This window comes from Planktotalea frisia (genome assembly GCF_001890925.1).
GTDB classification, from domain to species: Bacteria; Pseudomonadota; Alphaproteobacteria; order Rhodobacterales; family Rhodobacteraceae; genus Planktotalea; species Planktotalea frisia.
In genome coordinates this window covers 59,394-78,130 of the sequence record NZ_MLCB01000172.1, presented here as the reverse complement: position 1 = coordinate 78,130, position 18,737 = coordinate 59,394, and the positions used below count along the sequence as shown (strand labels likewise).

At 55.2% G+C, this 18,737-nt stretch carries 16 protein-coding genes; 15 read left to right on the top strand and 1 reads right to left on the bottom strand.

Annotation, left to right across the window (positions count from 1 at the left end; all coding sequences use genetic code 11):
* The first annotated feature begins 144 nt into the window (after window positions 1–144).
* From PFRI_RS15835 to PFRI_RS15810, 6 genes are read left to right on the top strand one after another with little or no spacing between them, the layout of a single operon-like run.
* Window positions 145–975, top strand: a complete 831-nt coding sequence (locus PFRI_RS15835; RefSeq protein WP_072631674.1) for an FAD binding domain-containing protein — start codon at window positions 145–147, stop codon at window positions 973–975.
* A complete protein-coding gene (locus PFRI_RS15830; RefSeq protein WP_072631673.1) occupies window positions 968–3,700 on the top strand; it encodes a molybdopterin-dependent oxidoreductase in 2,733 nt (910 codons plus the stop codon). The genes PFRI_RS15835 and PFRI_RS15830 overlap by 8 nt, the downstream gene beginning before the upstream one ends.
* Window positions 3,693–5,174, top strand: a complete 1,482-nt coding sequence (locus PFRI_RS15825) for a 6-hydroxynicotinate reductase (protein WP_072631672.1) — start codon at window positions 3,693–3,695, stop codon at window positions 5,172–5,174. Before PFRI_RS15830 ends, PFRI_RS15825 begins: the two co-directional genes overlap by 8 nt.
* On the top strand, window positions 5,174–6,004 hold the full coding sequence (locus PFRI_RS15820) for a UPF0280 family protein (RefSeq protein WP_072631671.1): 831 nt from the start codon (window positions 5,174–5,176) through the stop codon (window positions 6,002–6,004). Before PFRI_RS15825 ends, PFRI_RS15820 begins: the two co-directional genes overlap by 1 nt.
* Window positions 5,997–6,581 (top strand): amino acid synthesis family protein, encoded by a 585-nt coding sequence (locus PFRI_RS15815; protein WP_072631670.1) that lies wholly within the window; start codon window positions 5,997–5,999, stop codon window positions 6,579–6,581. The genes PFRI_RS15820 and PFRI_RS15815 overlap by 8 nt, the downstream gene beginning before the upstream one ends.
* Window positions 6,578–7,162 (top strand): amino acid synthesis family protein, encoded by a 585-nt coding sequence (locus tag PFRI_RS15810; protein ID WP_072631669.1) that lies wholly within the window; start codon window positions 6,578–6,580, stop codon window positions 7,160–7,162. The genes PFRI_RS15815 and PFRI_RS15810 overlap by 4 nt, the downstream gene beginning before the upstream one ends.
* A 25-nt stretch (window positions 7,163–7,187) precedes the next feature.
* On the opposite strand, the gene PFRI_RS15805 is transcribed toward PFRI_RS15810, so the two are convergent.
* Window positions 7,188–7,613, bottom strand: a complete 426-nt coding sequence (locus PFRI_RS15805) for a MarR family winged helix-turn-helix transcriptional regulator (protein ID WP_072631668.1) — start codon at window positions 7,611–7,613, stop codon at window positions 7,188–7,190.
* Between the two features lie 113 nt (window positions 7,614–7,726).
* On the opposite strand from PFRI_RS15805, the gene PFRI_RS15800 reads away from it, so the two are divergent.
* From PFRI_RS15800 to PFRI_RS15760, 9 genes are all read left to right on the top strand, one after another.
* Window positions 7,727–8,794, top strand: a complete 1,068-nt coding sequence (locus PFRI_RS15800; RefSeq protein WP_072631667.1) for an aromatic ring-hydroxylating dioxygenase subunit alpha — start codon at window positions 7,727–7,729, stop codon at window positions 8,792–8,794.
* A 37-nt stretch (window positions 8,795–8,831) separates the two neighbouring features.
* Window positions 8,832–10,040 carry an ABC transporter substrate-binding protein gene (locus PFRI_RS15795; protein WP_072631666.1) on the top strand — a complete coding sequence of 403 codons (1,209 nt, stop codon included), beginning with the start codon at window positions 8,832–8,834 and terminating at the stop codon, window positions 10,038–10,040.
* An 82-nt stretch (window positions 10,041–10,122) separates the two neighbouring features.
* Entirely contained in the window at window positions 10,123–11,982 is a 1,860-nt protein-coding gene (locus PFRI_RS15790) for an ABC transporter permease (protein ID WP_072631665.1), read from the top strand.
* A complete protein-coding gene (locus tag PFRI_RS15785) occupies window positions 11,979–12,758 on the top strand; it encodes an ABC transporter ATP-binding protein (RefSeq protein WP_072631664.1) in 780 nt (259 codons plus the stop codon). Before PFRI_RS15790 ends, PFRI_RS15785 begins: the two co-directional genes overlap by 4 nt.
* Window positions 12,751–13,452 (top strand): ABC transporter ATP-binding protein, encoded by a 702-nt coding sequence (locus PFRI_RS15780; RefSeq protein ID WP_072631663.1) that lies wholly within the window; start codon window positions 12,751–12,753, stop codon window positions 13,450–13,452. The genes PFRI_RS15785 and PFRI_RS15780 overlap by 8 nt, the downstream gene beginning before the upstream one ends.
* A gap of 212 nt (window positions 13,453–13,664) precedes the next feature.
* A complete protein-coding gene (locus PFRI_RS15775) occupies window positions 13,665–14,132 on the top strand; it encodes a CoA-binding protein (RefSeq protein ID WP_072631662.1) in 468 nt (155 codons plus the stop codon).
* 161 nt (window positions 14,133–14,293) lie between these two features.
* Window positions 14,294–16,207, top strand: a complete 1,914-nt coding sequence (gene ftsH, locus PFRI_RS15770; RefSeq protein WP_072631661.1) for an ATP-dependent zinc metalloprotease FtsH — start codon at window positions 14,294–14,296, stop codon at window positions 16,205–16,207.
* A gap of 129 nt (window positions 16,208–16,336) precedes the next feature.
* Window positions 16,337–16,921 (top strand): MOSC domain-containing protein, encoded by a 585-nt coding sequence (locus PFRI_RS15765; protein WP_072631660.1) that lies wholly within the window; start codon window positions 16,337–16,339, stop codon window positions 16,919–16,921.
* Window positions 16,922–17,048: 127 nt separating this feature from the next.
* Window positions 17,049–18,734, top strand: a complete 1,686-nt coding sequence (locus PFRI_RS15760; RefSeq protein WP_072631659.1) for an NAD(P)H-dependent oxidoreductase subunit E — start codon at window positions 17,049–17,051, stop codon at window positions 18,732–18,734.
* Window positions 18,735–18,737 lie beyond the last annotated feature (3 nt).

The following is an 18,737-nucleotide window of genomic DNA, read 5'->3' as shown; positions in this document are numbered from 1 at the left end:
CCTTTCAAATTCATTTGAACGCTAACAGAAGTGCTGCTTTGATCAAGAGTTTTGGTGAAAGGATTTGACAGAATCCTCGTTGCGTTATTCTATTCGTATACAAACAAGTTTTGACTAAGTTTCATATGCGTTGGAAGGGCTGTTTTGGACTATTTGTCACCGACTAATTTAGACGATGCCCTTGCGGCGTTAAACGCACGCGACCTGAGCATCATTGCAGGCGGAACAGATTGGTATCCTGCGCAGGGCGAACGGCCGATTGAATGCGATATGCTCGATATTACACGGATCGCGGGTTTGCGCGGCGTCGAAAAGACCGAAAATGGCTGGCGCATTGGTGCAGCGAGCACGTGGAGCGATGTGATTGCTGCCGATCTACCAAACGGGTTTGATGGCTTAAAAGCAGCCGCGCGAGAAGTCGGCTCGATACAGATCCAAAATGCAGGAACCCTTGTGGGCAATCTGTGCAACGCGTCCCCTGCGGCGGATGGTGTGCCGCCTTTGCTCACACTGGATGCGGCGCTTGAGGTTCGCTCTTTGCAGGGCGTTCGTGCGATACCGTTGGCAGAATTTATCACTGGTGTTCGTTCTGTGGCATTGAGAAAAGGTGAGCTGGTCACCGCACTGTTGATCTCTGATATATCAGAGACGCGCAAAAGCGCATTCGCAAAGCTGGGCGCGCGCAAATATCTTGTGATCTCCATCGCGATGGTCGCGGTGACATGCGAAGTGAGCGCCGATGTCTTAAGTGATGTGCGCATCGCGGTTGGGTCGTGCTCTCCTGTTGCGATCCGCCTTGCTGGGTTAGAGCAAGCTTTGAGCAGAGTGAGCCTGATCGAAGCAGGCGAAATAATTGCGAGTGCAGACCTGAAAGAGCTTTCGCCCATAACCGACGTGCGCGGCTCTGGTGCGTACCGTAAAGACGTTGTCGGATCCTTGATTTTACGCGCATTACAGGAGGCGGCCCATGGATAAGCGCAGCGCATTGGATGTAATTGGCTTCACGCTTAATGGTGCAACCGTACAGAGCCGCGCCGCAGGTCACGCCCGCCTCAGCGCCACTTTGCGTGAGGAATTGAATGCGAAAGATGTCAAAGTCGGTTGCAACGCAGGCGATTGCGGAGCTTGCACTGTTCTGATCGATGGCGCGCCGGTGTGTGCTTGCCTGACCTCAACGGCACAAGCCAAAGGGCGAGATGTTCAAACGTTGCGCGGCCTTGATCCTGTAATACTTGAGCGTTTGCAAAAAAGTTTCACCGCCCACCAAGCCGCCCAATGCGGTATTTGCACCCCCGGCATGATGATCAGCGCTGCGGCTTTGCTCCGCGAGGTGCCCAAGCCCAACGTCGCGCAAGTCCAAGATGCGTTGGGTGGCGTTCTGTGTCGCTGCACGGGCTATCGCAAAATCATTGATGCGGTTGTCGCGGTTGGCACCACAGGTATTCCAGAGATCAGCGTCAAAGGAGACGTCGGCGATCCTATTGCGCGTCTCGATGGAGCTGCGAAAGTCGATGGCTCCGAGCGTTTCGGCGATGATGTTGCGCCCGATGGAGCGTTGGTTGCTTTGGTCATCCGCTCGCCTTTTGCGCATGCGGCGTTTGAATTTGGTGATCTTGATCTGATGCGCGCGAGCGAGGGGGTCGAAGCGGTTTTGACTGCGCAAGATATCCCCGGTTCGAATTTGTTCGGCACCATTCCTGGCTTCATTGATCAACCTGTTTTCGCCGAAACGGAAACGCGTTTCAAAGGCGAAGCAGTCGCCGCGATCATCGGCGAAGCGGAATTCATCGCAGCTTACCACATTGAAGATTTCCCAGTCACATGGCAGGCGCTTCGTGCGGTGCAAGACGTCACCGAGGCGCAAACCGACGATGCCCCGCAACTTCACGAGCATGCGGAAAACAACGTCATGTGCGGCGGGTTCGTGGCGCACGGCGATGTTGATGCTGGGCTCGCCCAAGCAGACATTGTGCTGAGCGGCAGTTTTGAGACGTCCTTTGTGGAACACGCCTACATCGAACCCGAAGCAGGCTTTGCCGAGGTTGTTGAAGGCCGTGTGCATCTGCATGTTTGCACACAAAGCCCTGTGATGAACCAAGAGGCGCTGGCTGGTATTCTTGCTCTAGAAAACGATGACATTCGCATCGTTCCGACGGCAGTTGGGGGCGGGTTCGGTTCAAAATTAGATCTGACGTTGCATCCTTATGTGTGCCTTGGCGCGATGGTGACAGGTCGTCCCGTGCGCATGACTTATTCGCGGGTTGAGAGCATGGCGACCTCGACCAAGCGTCATCCCGGACGGATCACCATCAAAGGTGGTGTGCGCCATGATGGCACCGTTACAGGTCTGCGCTTTGATGGGGACTTTAACACAGGTGCTTATGCGAGTTGGGGGCCGACTGTGGCCAATCGCGTTCCACTGCATGCCTCTGGTCCCTACCGCATCCCCAACTACCGCGCGCAATCCAAAGGGGTTTACACCCATTGCCCGCCTTCTGGTGCGTTTCGTGGTTTCGGAGTCCCCCAATCGGCCATCGCGCAAGAGACTTTGTTTGACGAACTGGCCGCAGCTGTAGGCATGGATGGGTTGGATTTCCGCGTACTGAATGCGCTTGATAACGGGGTGCCAACGGTGTCTGGGCAAGTTTTCGAGCAAGGCGTCGGTGTGAAAGCCTGCCTTGAAGCGCTGCGCCCTGCTTGGGGGACTGGCAAAGCAGAATGCACTTCGTTCAACGCCACCAGCACACATCTCAAGCGCGGTGTCGGGATCGCGGCGGGGTGGTATGGCTGCGGCAATACGTCGATGGCAAACCCCTCTACGATCAAATGTGGGTTGAAAGCGGATGGCACGTTGGTGCTTCACCAAGGTGCTGTGGACATCGGACAAGGATCCAACACAGTAATCACGCAAATTTTTGCGCAAGCTTTTGGCGTGTCGGTAAATCAAGTCGCTCTTTTGGGTGCGGATACGGACATCACGCCGGACGCTGGCAAAACCTCTGCGTCCCGTCAGACCTTTGTAACGGGCAATGCGGCAAAGCTTTCAGGGGAAAGCTTGCGGCGCCAAGTGCTGACTTTGGTGAACGCGGCTGAGGATGCTCAGATTGCACTTGGCGAAGGTCAAATTGAGATGAGTGGGGGTCATAATATCGACCTTTCACGCATGGAAGTAGGCGAAGACGGCTATGTTATGCGCGCAGTTGCGAGCTACGATCCGCCCACGGAACCGCTCGATGAAAACGGCCAAGGCGTGCCTTACGCGCAATTCGGTTACGCTGCACATCTCGCCGTGGTTGAAGTGGATACCAAACTCGGAACCATCAAACCGATCCACATAGTCGCGGCGCATGACGTGGGCCAAGCGATCAACCCGTTGCTCGTTGAAGGACAGGCCCAAGGTGGCGTTGCGCAAGGCCTTGGCATGGCGCTGATGGAAGAGTTTATTCCAGGGCGCACTGATAACCTGCACGACTATCTGATCCCCACGATTGGCGACGTTCCCCCGATTGAAACGGTGATTGTCGAAGAGCCTGATGCGCATGGCCCATTCGGTGCCAAGGGCCTTGGCGAACATGCGTTGATTCCAACAGCGCCGGCGATTTTGAACGCTGTGCATCATGCAACTGGCGTGCGCTTGCGCCATGTTCCAGCCTTGCCGCACCGCGTGCGCGCCGCTTTGAAGGAGGCTGGCTATGAGTGACGCCGCGCGGGTCAAACCAGAGAAAATTCGCTGCGATGCCTGTCCTGTGTTGTGCTTCATCGCTGAAGGTAAATCAGGCGCATGTGATCGATATGCCAACCATTCTGGCGAATTGGTGCGTCTGGATCCTTTGACGGTAATCGAGAGTGGTGCGCCTGCGGTCGCCTTCCTCGACCAAGGTGAAAACGTGCAAAACTGGGACGGCGACATCGTGCAAGGCAAGCGCACATTCGTGACGGCAGTTGGCGCAGGCACGACCTATCCCGACTACAAACCCGCGCCATTTATCGTCTCTCAAGAGGTTGATGGTGCGGATATGGTGACGGTTGTGACAGAAGGGATTTATTCCTACTGCGGCGTCAAAGTGAAGATCGACACGGATCGTTTTATAGGTCTCGAGTGCGCGGTGGTTCGGGTCAAAGGCGAGGCGATAGGCCATGTGATGACCTCAGAGTATGGCTCTAAAATGCTCTCGCTTGGCGGCGTGGAGCACTTGACAGGTGGCAGCAAAGCTGAGGGCCGCGTGACCTGTGATGCGCTAATGAACCTGTGCAATCGCGAAGCAGTCACGATGCAAATTGATGAGGGTGCAGAGATTGTGGTGCAAGCGGGCCAAGCGCCGATCATCAACGATGTGCGCGAGAAATTGATGCGCGTTGGCTGTGGTTCTGCTGCAATCGGCATGTTCGCCAAACAGTGGGAGCCCCACGTAGATGAAGTGATCGTCGTGGATGATCACATCACCGGTGTTCTGACCGAGCATGAAGCCGGCAAGCAACTCGATATGCGCCCTTCTGGTATCAAAATCCAAGGCCGTCGCTCGACGCCTGGCCGCTACTTTCAGGTTGCAGAACCGGGTACTGGCTGGGGTGGCACAGATGTAGAAGATCCGCTGACTATTCTCAAACCTGCAGATGCCAAGAAAGCTTGGGCTGGTTTGCGGTTGCTGATGGTCTCCACGACGGGAGAGCAATGGGCTTATTATGAGCTGGATGAGAATTTGATCCCGCAACCTGCCGAGATTTCAGAAGAGCTTCGTGTGAGCGCAGATCGCATTGCGGAAAATTGTGAGCCCTCTTTGTGCACCGTTCTCTTTATGGGTGGTGCGGGTGGATCCTTGCGCGCGGGGGTAACAGAAAACCCCGTGCGCTTGACCCGTTCGGTCAAAGACGCGCTGACCTATGTGTCGTGTGGTGGGGCCGAAGCTTATGTTTGGCCCGGTGGCGGTATCACGGTTATGGTGGATGTCATGGAAATGCCTACGAATTCATTTGGGTATGTGCCGACACCTGCTTTGGTTGCGCCAATCGAGTTCACGCTCAGGCGCGAAGATTACGCCGCGCTTGGCGGTCACATTGAGCATATTCAGGATGTGGCCTCTGTTTTGACGCCCGAGGTGCGCAAGGTCAGCCGCTTGGCGACGCAGCCTGATCCGCACAAAGCGCAACGCAGAAATCGCGAAGGGCGCGGTTGATGCAAGTTCAGCGCGCTTTTCTCTGCGGCAATCGTCTGCATTTGCAGCATGGACCGATTGACCTGATTATCGGGGTTGATGGCGCGCGCGCAGTGGCATTTGAGGCCGCAGAGCAGCGTTTGAGCAGTGTTTTGTCAGAGTTGATGAGTGAGATCGCACTATTGCGCCAATGGGATGGACCGTCTCCGAAAGGTCCTATCGCGCGCAAGATGTGGACCGCCGCGCAAGCGCACGAAGGTTTTGTGACACCCATGGCCGGGGTCGCAGGGGCAGTTGCCGAAACGGTTTTGGACGCGATTTGTACCGCTGGCGATCAGCGCCGCGCTTACGTGAACAACGGCGGTGACATCGCCTTGCATTTGAGTGGTGATGCGACTTTTGACATTGCGATGGCAGGGCTCGGCGGCGCGGCCCTCGGCAAGATCACTTTGAGTGCAAAGAGCAATGTGCGTGGCATCGCGACGAGCGGGCAGGCGGGACGTAGCCTTTCGTTTGGAATTGCGCAGAGCGTTACCGTTTTGGCCAAAACGGCCAGCATGGCGGATGTCGCTGCGACTTTGATTGCAGGAGCGGTTGATTTGCCAGAGCATCCGCTGATCCACCGCGCCCCTGCAAAAGATATTCGCGATGACACGGATCTGGGGGATCAGCTCGTCGTTAGAAATGTTGGCGCACTCACAGCGACTGAGGTTGGTCTCGCGCTGGATGCTGGCGCTCGGCGCGCTGTGAACATGCAAAACCAAAGGCTCATCCACGCAGCAAGCTTGCATTTGCGCGGGCAAAGTAGACAAATTGAATTGAACAAAGAAAAGGTGCTGGAACATGCCTGACGTCGTCGTGCGCAAGATCGCAACGGTCATAGAAGAAGTCTTTCACGAAGGTGGACCACGCGCCAACGTGCCGCAAAAGCGCGGTGCAGTTGTTGCTGTGATATCCAATCCTTATGCGGGCGCATATGTCGAAGATATCCAACCGTTTATGGAGGATTTGAAACCTCTTGGTCTTGAGATGGCGCAAAAGCTGATTGATGCGCTGGGCGGCGATGCGTCGGTTATCGAAGGGTATGGCAAAGGCTCAATCGTCGGCACGGCAGGTGAACTGGAACACGGCGCGCTTTGGCATGCGCCGGGCGGATATGCGATGCGCGAACTTTTGGGGGATGCGAAGGCGATTGTGCCCTCTACAAAAAAAGTGGGTGCAGCAGGTGTGCGCCTTGATGTGCCGATTACTCATATCAATGCTTCTTATGTGCGAGGTCATTTCGATGCGATGGAGGTCGGCATGAACGATGCGCCGCGCGCGAATGAGCTGGCTTTTGTTTTGGTCATGAGCACAGGCGCACGGGTCCACGATCGTGCTGGTGGTCTGAGTGCCAATGATATCAAAGGTGAGGATGGTCTACGATGAGCGCGGACATTCGAAAAATTGCCGTTTGGGTCGAAGAAACACACCAAGAAGCAGGGCGGACGATATCGCCTGCGACGCGCAAGGCAGTCGCTGTGGCCGTCATCGCGAACCCCTTCGCAGGAAAGTATGTCGAGGATCTATCACCATTGATGGAGATTGGCGCGGAGCTGGGCGAGACATTGGGCAAACGCTGTGTCGAGGCGCTGGGCATCACGGCTGAGCGTGCGCAAAGCTATGGAAAAGCGGCGATGGTTGGTGAAAACGGTGAGCTGGAGCACGCAGCAGCATTGCTACATCCTAAGATGGGTGCACCTTTGCGTAAAGAAGTTGAAAAAGGGGCGGCGTTGGTACCGTCTTCCAAAAAAATGGGTGGCCCGGGGCAGGATCTGGACGTGCCTCTGGGGCATAAAGATGCCGCCTATGTACGTTCGCATTTCGATGGTGTTGAAGTGCGCTTGAACGATGCACCGCGTGCCAACGAGATCTTAGTGGCGATAGCTGTCACCGATAGCGGGCGCCCTTTGCCGCGTGTTGGCGGTTTGACGCATACTGATGCGGAAGGAAAAGATGGGCTTCGGTGAGCCGTTCATTCTAGAAAATTAGAGCTTAGAGTTTGCCAAGCAGTGCCAAGAGCCGCTCTGTCTCGCGCGGACTCAAGTTCTTCGTGGTTTGTTCAGAGACGATTTGCGCACTGGCAATCGCATCTTTGGCAAACTGTGTTCCCTGTGGCGTCAGAGAAATCTCCAGCCTTCGCAGGTCGGTTTTTGACGGTTCGCTCTGGACCCAACCTTTACTGCGCAAACGATCTACAACGCCTTTGGTGGTCGCGGCGTCCATACCGACGCGGCGTCCCAGAAGGTTCTGCGACAGGGACCCGTCTTGGGACAAGCGCGCTAAGATTGCAAACTGCGTCGGCGTCACATCTGGCATGTGCGCGCCAAACAGTTCCAAGTGTTTTTGATTGGCCAAACGAAGCCGAAAACCGATTTGGTCTTCCAGCTTATACGCGCTCTTTGCTTCACTCTGGTTCATCCGTAGCCCTTATTCGCGAGTTGAGAAGATAAGCGGACATAATTTGTTTGACAACGAACAAGTTTTTGGTGCCGAATAGCGCTATCTGCTGGGATATAAAGGGATCGTTTCATATGCCGTTTGTGCGCAACGCATGGTACGTGGCCGGTTGGTCAAAGGATTTCGGTGAGGATTTGCGCGCAATCACGATCACCGAGCAGAATATGGTTATTTTTCGTGCCTCTGACGGTCAGGTCGTTGCGCTTGAGGATCGCTGCCCCCACCGGCTTTTGCCGCTTTCCAAAGGCAAACGTATCGGCGACACGGTGCAGTGCGGATATCACGGTATGACATTCGGCATTGATGGAAAATGTGTGCGCGTTCCGGGGCAGGATAACCTGCCGAAATCCGCCTATGTGGATACGTTTCCGGTACACGAAGCGCACGGTATCGTTTGGATTTGGCCTGGTGAGTCAGCCCTTGCCGCAGACACGCCTGTCTTTGACATGCCCGAGTTTAGCGACCCGAATTGGCACGCGCATCATGGGGACGGACTGCACTTAAAGGCGAATTATCTCAATGTTGCAGAGAACCTTGTGGACCCTGCACACGTGAGCTTTGTGCACCCTACGACGCTTGGCAGTGCTGCGTCTGAGAACGTGCCTGTGCATGTCTCGACTGCTGGTGATCAGATTGTTGCATGGCGTTGGATCAAAGATTCCGCACCGGTTGGGTTTTTCCAGAATTTCGGCGGGTTCACAGGGAACGTGGATCGCTGGCATTACTATTATTTACATCTCCCCAGCACAGCTGTGATTGATTTCGGCAGTGCCGATGTTGCTGCGAAACTTGAAGAAGACGAGCGCGACAAAGGCGTGCGTATTTTTGCGCTGCACTTTGTAACCCCCGTTACCGAAGATTATACGATTGATCACTGGATGCACCTGCGTAACACCGCCGTTGGCGACGAAGCCGCGTCCGAGAATATGGACAAAATGTTCCGAATAGCGTTCGCCGAGGACAAAGAGGTGCTTGAGGCGATCCACATCGAAGAACAGCGCCCGCAAAAGCGTAAACCCATCAGAATTGCCATCGACAAGGGACCAAACGTGTATCGCAAGAGAATACGCGACCTTGTGGAGGCGGAGGCGACCGAAGATCTTGGTGCGCCGCTCCATCCGACCTTTGTGCAGCACGACTGACGCTGCTAGGGTCGGTCCAACAAGAAGAGGGACGACAATGAAAAGAATGACATTTTTGAAGGGCCTTGTGGGCGCAGCTGCGATTGCGGCCATCGGCTTGCCTGTTGTGGCACAAGAAACGATCAAGATCGGCGAGATCAACCACTACAAGCGAATGGCGGCCTTTGCTGGTCCCTATAAGCTCGGGATCGAGATGGCTTTGGAAGAGGTCAACGCAGCAGGCGGTGTGCTTGGCAAACCTATGGAATTTATCTTTCGCGATGATCAGGGCAAACCCGGCGAAGCAGTGAAAATCGCGGAAGAGTTGATGACACGCGACGGCGCGGTGATGCTGACAGGCACGATTTTGTCTAATGTTGGTCTCGCGATCAGCTCCCTCGCGGCGGAAAAGAAATACGTCTACCTCGCCTCCGAGCCACTCGCCGATGCGATCACATGGTCCAAAGGCAACGACTACACCTTCCGCCTGCGTTCATCGACATACATGCAAGCGGCGATGCTCGCGGAAGAAGCGGCGAAAACCGATGCGATCCGCTATGCAACCATCGCGCCAAACTACGCATACGGCAAAGATGCGGTTGCGGCGTTCAAGAAAGCGTTGACCAAGCTCAAGCCCGAAGTCGAGTTCGTGGCAGAGCAATGGCCAGCCCTGTTCAAGATCGACGCAGGTGCGGAAGCGCAAGCCCTTGAGCGCGCGAAACCCGATGCGATTTACAACGTAACCTTTGGTGGTGATCTGGCGAAGTTCGTTCGTGAGGGTGGCACACGTGGATTGTTCGAAGGACGTAATGTTTACGGCCTTCTTTCGGGCGAGCCTGAGTACATGGACCCGCTGGGCGATGAAGCGCCAGAAGGTTGGGTCGTGACTGGCTATCCTTGGTCCGAAATTACCGAAGGTCCCGGCAAAGTCTTTGTCGACGCTTACATGGCGAAATACGATGACCACCCGCGTATTGGTTCTTTGGTTGGATACATGACCGTACAATCCATTGCTGCGGTTCTGGAAAAAGCAGGCTCAACGGATAGCGAAGCGATCCGCGCGGCGTTTGCTGATTTGCCTGTGAGCACGCCTGTTGGCGACATCACCTTCCGCGCGCAAGACCACCAAGCGACCATGGGCGCTTACGTGGGCACGATCGCGCTGAAAGACGGCAAAGGCACGCTAGAGAACTGGGTCTACAAGGACGGCGCGGACTACACGTTGTCTGACGAAGAGGTCATGAAACTGCGCGGTTCCGGCAACTAAGCGCGCGAATTTTCTAGAAAATTTGAAACACGGTCCGCCTGAAATGGCGGGCCGTTCTCACCTAAATACCAAAGGTTAAGCCATGGGTTTCTTCATCGCGCAAATCCTAACAGGGCTCGCTAATGCGAGTGCGCTGTTCATGGTCGCCTCTGGCCTATCATTAATTTTTGGTGTCACGCGTATCGTTAATTTCGCGCATGGCTCGTTTTATATGCTCGGCGCTTATGTTGGGTATTCCTTCATGCAAGTCTTGCCCGGCGCTTGGGGGTTTTGGACCTCTATTTTGCTGGCAGGGCTGGTCGTTGGGATCATCGGGATCGTCGTCGAAATGTTGGTGCTGCGGCCCGTTTATAAAGCGCCAGAACTGTTCCAGCTTGTCGCGACTTTCGGTGTTATCTTGGTTGTTCAGGACTTAACTTTGCTTATCTGGGGTGCCGATGATTTCCTCGGCCCGCGCGCACCGGGCCTTAAAGGAATTATTCGGATCATGGGGGAACCTGTGCCGAAATATGACCTCGCGCTGATCGCTCTGACGCCCTTTGTCGCCTTTGCGCTTTGGTGGCTGATCACCAAAACGCGCACCGGCATCCTTGTACGTGCTGCCACGCAAGACCGTGAGATGGTCGGCGCGTTGGGCGTCAATCAGGCATGGTTATTCACGGGCGTTTTCTTTCTGGGCTGCGCTCTCGCGGGTCTGGGTGGTGCGGTGCAGCTGCCCAAAGGGGGCGCTGACTTATTGATGGACTTCAATATTTTGAGCGCGATCTTTGTCGTGGTTGTGATTGGTGGCATGGGATCGCTGCCCGGTGCTTATGTGGCAGCTGTCCTCATTTCCGTTTTGAACGTGTTTGGCGTTAATTACCTGCCGCAATCCACGCTGGCACTTATGTTTGTGGTTATGGTCGTTGTCTTGATTTTCCGTCCGTTTGGACTGTTTGGTCGCGAGGAAGTTGCGGGGGAACATGGTCAAGTGGGCGAACCTGAACGCCCGATCAAACCCGCTGGGCAAACGGCGCGGATGATCGTGATGGCGGGGCTCGTTCTGCTCGCTTTTCTGCCATTGATTGGTGACAGTTTCCTACTGGTTCTCATCACCGATATCGCGATTTTCTGTTTGTTCGCAGCGTCACTACATTTCCTTTTAGGTCTCGGTGGCCTCGTCTCTTTTGGGCATGCCGCATATTTCGGCGGCGGGGCCTACGCGGCGGCTTTGCTGGTCACATATGCAGGCACCCCGATGGAACTGGCGCTGATCCTCGCCCCGCTCGCAGCGGGCCTAACGGCGATCATTTTTGGCTGGGTCTGCTTGCGCCTTACAGGCGTCTACTTTGCCATGCTGACGCTCGCCTTCGCGCAGCTGCTTTGGTCGCTGGTCTTCCAATGGGGCGATTTCACTGGGGGTGACGACGGGCTTGTAGACATTTGGCCATCTGAGTGGGCGTCGGGCACGACCACGTTTTACTACCTTGCTTTAGTGCTGTGCATTGGTGGCATCATCATTCTGCGCCACACCGCGCATGCGCCCTTCGGCTACGCATTGCGCGGCGCTCGCGATTCAGCACGTCAAGCGGAAGCGACGGGGATCAACACCAAACACGTGCAATGGGTCGCATTTGGTTTCGCAGGCGCGATGGCGGGGATCGCTGGCGGTTTGTTCGTCTTTTCCAAAGGTTCGATCTTCCCCAACGAGTTGGAAATCGCGCGCAGCTTTGATGCGCTGATCGTCGTCTTCTTGGGCGGCGTGAAAACACTCGCTGGTGGCGTCGTCGGCGGTGCCGCTTTGGAAGGCGCGAAGGACTACATCACGCGCTTTGAATATTGGCGGTTGTTGTTGGGTTTGCTGATCATCTTTGTGGTGATTGTCGCCCCTGACGGTATTGCCGGAACTTTGCGTAAATGGGCCGAGAAAATCGGCTTGATGAAACGGGAGGACCAAGCATGAGTGCGGTTCTGCAAGTCAATGGCCTGAGCAAAGAGTTCGGTGCGATCCAAGCGGTGGATAACGTGTCGTTTGAGTTGCAAAAGGGTGAATTGCTGGCGTTGATCGGTCCCAATGGTGCAGGCAAGAGCACCTGTTTCAATATGTTGATGGGACAGCTGAAATCATCCGGCGGCACGGTGAGACTGAATGGCAAAGACCTTAAGGGGTTGAAACCACGCCAGATTTGGCGGCTTGGCGTCGGACGAACGTTTCAGATTACAGGGACGTATGCGTCGATGACTGTGATCGAGAACGTGCAAATGGCGCTGATTTCTCATCACAGGAAAATCTACACGCTGCTCCCTCGCGCGCATCTGATGTATCGCGACGAGGCTTTGGCGCTGCTCGATCTCGTGGGCATGGCAGATCAGTCAGAACGCCACTGCGCGGTGCTGGCTTATGGTGACCTCAAGCGTCTCGAACTGGCGATTGCTTTGGCGCATGAACCGACGCTTTTGCTGATGGATGAACCGACCGCTGGCATGGCCCCGGCAGAGCGCATTGCCTTGATGCAACTCACCGCTGATATTGTCGAAAGCCGTGGCGTGAGCGTGCTATTCACGGAACATGACATGGACGTGGTTTTTGCCCATGCGCACCGCGTCATGGTGCTCAATCGCGGGCAACTTATCGCGAACGGATCCGTTGACGAGATCCGAAATGATGAACGCGTGCGCGAGGTTTATCTCGGGGGCGGGACGCTCTTTAAGCATGACGGGGAGAGCGCCAATGCTTGAGATTAAAGGCATCAACAGCTTTTACGGCAAAGCCCATGTGCTCAATGATTTGAGCTTTGATGTGGCGCGCGGGCAGGTGGTTGCTTTGCTCGGACGCAATGGCGCTGGCAAAACGACAACGATGAAATCGGTAATGCAACTGGTCGTTCCACAGACTGGCTCCGTGACGTTCCAAGACATCGACATCACGCGCATGCCGCCGCACAAAGTGGCGAAGATGGGCCTTGGCTATGTGCCAGAAGAACGGCGCATTTTCACGGATTTGACCGTGATGGAAAACCTCGAGGTGGGCCGTCAACCTGAACGTGAGGGGACGGTCAAGTGGAGCGAGGACATGCTGTTCGACATGTTCCCAAACCTTGCGGAGCGGCGCACGAACAGGGGCAAGGAGCTTTCTGGTGGCGAGCAACAAATGCTCACAATTGCGCGCACTTTGATGGGCAATCCGAGCCTTATTCTGCTTGATGAACCCTCTGAGGGGATTGCACCTGTGATTGTCGAGGAAATGGCGCGGGTGATTTTGCGGCTGAAGAAAGATGGGCTGACAGTGCTTTTATCAGAGCAAAACTTGCATTTTGCACAAGCCGTCGCAGACCGCGTTGTGATCGTCGAGAGCGGTACAGCAAAGTATAAAGGCACGCTCGCGGAACTGAATGCGCAGCCAGATGTGCGTGACACTTATTTGTCTGTGTAGGGCGCACTAAGCGGATTTTGGCCGCGCGTTCACGAAATCTCGAGCAGGCCTTTAACAGCACAAAACTGTTCCTATCTTCATTAGCAAGACGCCAAACTTGGAACCTTTAGCGTCCCTCGACTGTCCCTCGTTCCATACCTTGCGCCCCGGGTGTCCCTCCCGCGGGCGCATTTTTCTTTTGAACTTTCGGAAAAACTAGCGTGAATACGCCTATGACTTATTCTGATACATATTTGCGCGATATTCTGACGCGCACCAAAGTGATCGCAGTTGTGGGCGTTTCGACCAATCCGGTGCGTCCGAGCTTTTACGTCGCGCGCTATCTGGATCTGAAGGGGTATAAGGTTATCCCTGTGAATCCGGTCTACGCGGGCCAAACGTTGTTTGGTCAAACCATTCGAGCGGATCTAGGCGAGATCAGGGAACCCGTTGATATGGTGGATATTTTTCGCCGCCCAGAGCATGTTCCTGAGATTGTGGATGAGGCGATGGCGCATTTGCCAGACCTCAAAACTGTGTGGATGCAAATTGGGGTAGAGCACGCTGAGGCAACCGCAAAAGCACATGCAGCAGGTCTGGATGTGATACAGAACCGCTGCCCGAAGATCGAATATCAGCGCCTTTTTGGCGAACTGCGCATGGGCGGTTTTGCCACTGGCGTGATTTCTTCCAAGCTCTAACTCAAGGTCAGGCCAGCGAATAAGCGTGTAAATTCCCCATATTTGGCGAATTGATCGTTTTTGCACGCTGCGCTTCATTGAACATCACTGCGATGTGTCTATTTTAGTTCTAACGGCGACGTGCTAGGCCACGCGCCAAAGATATATCAAGGAGAGTGTCGTTGGGTAACGCACGCAATATCGCCTTTTGGGTCGTTCTGTTCCTTTTGATCCTGGCATTGTTTAATCTGTTTAGTGGCAACAACGCCAATCTACAGAGCAGAGAGATCAGCTATTCTGAGTTCGTCACCAATGTGAATGGTGGCAATGTCACCAATGTAACGCTTGACGGCGAGCGCATTCGCTTCCGTGGATCAGACGGTAGTGACTATGTAACGATCAAACCTTCGGACGCGAATGTGTCCGAGTTCTTGATCGAGCAAAATGTTCCTGTCCGCGCAGAGCAGCAAGAGCAGTCTGGCTTCCAGACGTTTATTCTATCGCTCCTTCCGTTCCTTCTGCTGATCGGTGTGTGGGTCTACTTTATGAACCGCATGCAAGGCGGCGGCAAAGGTGGTGCGATGGGCTTCGGCAAATCCAAGGCCAAGATGCTGACACAGAAAGAGGGTCGCGTGACCTTTGACGATGTGGCGGGCATTGATGAAGCCAAAGAAGAGCTTGAAGAGATCGTTGAATTTCTGCGCAACCCACAGAAGTTCTCTCGCCTTGGCGGCAAAATCCCGAAGGGCGCTTTGCTTGAGGGCCCTCCCGGAACAGGTAAAACGCTACTTGCACGTGCAATCGCGGGTGAGGCGGGCGTTCCGTTCTTCACGATCTCTGGTTCCGACTTTGTCGAGATGTTTGTGGGTGTTGGTGCATCGCGTGTGCGCGACATGTTCGAGCAGGCGAAAAAGAACGCGCCATGCATCGTGTTTATCGACGAAATCGACGCAGTTGGTCGCCATCGTGGCGCTGGCTACGGCGGTGGTAACGATGAACGAGAGCAGACGTTGAACCAGTTGCTGGTTGAGATGGACGGCTTTGAAGCCAATGAGGGCGTGATCATCATCGCGGCGACAAACCGTAAAGATGTGCTTGATCCAGCCTTGCTGCGCCCAGGTCGTTTTGACCGTCAGGTCACGGTTGGCAATCCAGACATCAAAGGGCGGGAAAAGATTTTGCACGTACATGCGCGCAAAACACCCCTTGGTCCTGACGTCGATCTGCGCATCATTGCGCGTGGTACGCCGGGTTTCTCTGGTGCCGATCTTGCGAACCTCGTCAATGAGGCGGCCCTAGGCGCTGCCCGCGTTGGTCGTCGTTTCGTGGCGATGGAAGATTTCGAGAGCGCGAAAGACAAGATCATGATGGGTGCCGAGCGCCGCTCTATGGTCATGACGGACGAGCAGAAAGAAATGACTGCGTATCACGAAGCGGGTCACGCCTTGGTTGGCATCATGCTGCCAAAATGCGATCCGGTTTATAAAGCGACGATCATTCCGCGCGGTGGAGCTTTGGGTATGGTGATGAGCCTACCTGAAATGGATCGACTCAACATGTTCAAAGACGAATGCCACCAGCGTTTGGCGATGACCATGGCGGGTAAAGCGGCGGAAATCTGGAAATACGGTCCTGAGTCTGTGTCCAACGGTCCTGCGGGCGACATCATGCAGGCGTCTGCCTTGGCGCGCGCAATGGTGCTTCGTTGGGGCATGTCGGAAAAAGTCGGTAACATCGACTACTCTGAAGCGGCTGATGGGTATTCCGGCAGCACTGGCGGTTTCTCGGTTTCTGCGAACACCAAAGAGATGATCGAGGAAGAAGTCCAGAAGTTCATTCAGGACGGTTATGAGTGGGCGGTCAAAATCATCACCGAGAACGAGACAGAATTCGAACGCCTCGCGCAGGGCTTGCTTGAGTATGAAACGCTGACAGGCGATGAAATCAAGAAAGTCATGAACGGCGAAGCGCCGAACTCTGGGTCGGACGAGGACGACACGCCGGATCAGGGCAGCGCGCCAAGCGTGACGGCCATTCCAAAGACCAAGCCACGGGCAAAGCCCACGGGCGGCATGGAACCTGAACCAACTGCATAAATGAGTGAAACCCCGGCCTAGCGCCGGGGTTTTTCATTCTGGCGCGTGATAGATGAAATGACAGCTTTTGGATTGTATGCCGCACGATGCTGCGGCAGTGTCTGCGCAACCAAATTCGACAGGTGACACATGCCCGCACTCAAACCGACTGACTACTACGCGACTGTAAAGTGGCTCGGCTCTGTCCATGACAGCGAAGCGGATTTGACCTCGTCGCCGACTGCTGAAATGCCGCTTACTTTTGCGGGCTATGAAGCCGAATTCCACGCAGGTTTAACGCGCCCATCCTGTAGCCGCGTCAAACAACAGTACCCGCGCTTTACGGAAATCAAGAATGCCCGCCAGCTCTCTGTTGTGTCTCAAGAAGAGTTGGATCTGATCGCCACTGAAATGGGCCTTGATCAACTTGCGCCTCACCTGATTGGGGCGTCCTTGGTGATTGAAGGCATCCCCGATTGGAGCCATGTTCCGCCGTCATCTCGTCTGGTTGCCACCGACGGTCCTGGCCTTGTCATCGATATGGAAAACCGCCCCTGCCATTTGCCCGCACCGTTCATTGAGGCTGAAAATCCTGGCAAAGGCAAAGCTTTCAAAGCGGCTGCCAAAGGTCGTCGTGGTGTCACTGCAAGCGTCGAGCGCGTTGGAACACTTCGCATCGGTATGACACTGCGCCTGCATATCCCTGATCAGCCGATCTGGTCCGAGCTCGCCTAAGTGCTCCAGAACACAACACCGCTTTTCCGACAAATCGTGTCTTAAATCAGCGATTGTATACGAGTGTATGGCGTAGGAAGGAGTCATCGGATTCGGCGTGATTTGCGCCACTTGGGAGGGATCGCAGATGGCGCTTGATGATCGCAAAGGCGTTTGGAAATCTGGCAAAGGCAAGGGTCGTCACACGCCCAAAGGTCGCCAATTAGAGGACCAAGCATGGGATGAGGTGCGCGCATTGCTTGCGGATCGTCCACGTCGTGCTGATCTGTTGATAGAATTCTTGCACCTGATCCAAGATGCCTATGGTCACCTCAGCGCGGCACACCTGCGCGCTTTGGCTGAAGAGATGCGCATGTCCATGGCCGAGGTCTATGAGGTCGCTACCTTCTACGCGCATTTCGATGTTGTGAAAGAGGGCGAAACACCGCCGCCTGCTTTGACGATCCGCGTGTGTGATTCACTGTCTTGCGAACTTGCGGGTGCACAAGCGTTGAAATCCGCGCTTGAAAGCGGCCTTGATGCGTCCGAAGTCCGCGTGCTTCGCGCCCCTTGCATGGGGCGCTGCGATACCGCGCCTGTGTTGGAGCTTGGCCATCACCATATTGATCACGCGACCCTTGAAAAGGTTCACGCGGCAATTGCTGCGGGTCATACCCATGCAACTGTTCCAGAGTACGAGGGTTATGACGCCTACATAGCCGATGGCGGATACGCTTCGCTGAAATCCCTGCGCGAAAATGGCGATTGGGAAAAAATTCAGGAAACCGTGATGGATGCGGGGCTAAGAGGACTTGGCGGCGCGGGTTTCCCGTCCGGCAAGAAGTGGGGCTTCGTGCGCGCCAACGAGGGCACGCGCTACTTGGCCGTGAATGGCGACGAGGGCGAGCCGGGCACATTCAAAGATCGCTATTACCTAGAGCGCACGCCGCACCTCTTCCTTGAAGGCATGCTCATCGCCGCTTGGGCGGTCGAGGCGGAGACCTGCTTCATCTACATGCGCGACGAATACCCTGCGGTTTTGCACATCTTGGCCGAGGAAATCAGAGCGCTAGAAGAGGCAGGATTGGTCGCCAAAGGCTACATCGATCTACGTCGCGGCGCAGGCGCCTATATCTGCGGTGAAGAAAGCGCGATGATCGAAAGCATTGAGGGCAAGCGCGGTCTTCCACGTCACCGCCCACCTTTTGTGGCGCAGGTTGGTATCTTCGGAAAACCAACTTTGGTTCACAACGTCGAGACGCTCAAATGGGTTGCGCGGATCGTGCGCGAAGGTCCTGAGGTTCTGTCTTCAACCGAGAAGAATGGCCGTAAGGGTCTGCGCAGCTATTCCATCTCTGGACGTGTCAAGAAACCTGGCGTTCATCTGCTCCCAGCCGGCTCTACGATCATGGATCTGATCGAAGCCTCCGGTGGTATGATCGATGGTCACACGTTCAAAGCCTATCAGCCGGGTGGTCCATCTGCTGGCCTTTTGCCTGCGTCCATTAACGATGTTCCGATGGACTTTGACACGCTTCAACCGCTCGGCACCTTCATCGGTTCTGCCGCCGTTGTGATCCTGTCCGACAAAGACAGTGCGCGTGGCGCAGCCCTGAACATGCTGCGCTTTTTCGAGGATGAAAGCTGTGGTCAGTGTACCCCTTGTCGTGTTGGTTGCGAGAAAGCGGTCAAGTTGATGCAGGCCGACAAATGGGATCAACCGTTGCTCGAAGAACTTTGCACAGCCATGGGGGATGCGTCGATCTGTGGTCTGGGCCAAGCAGCGCCGAACCCCATTCGGATGACTATGAAACATTTCGCAGATGAGGTGTAATCC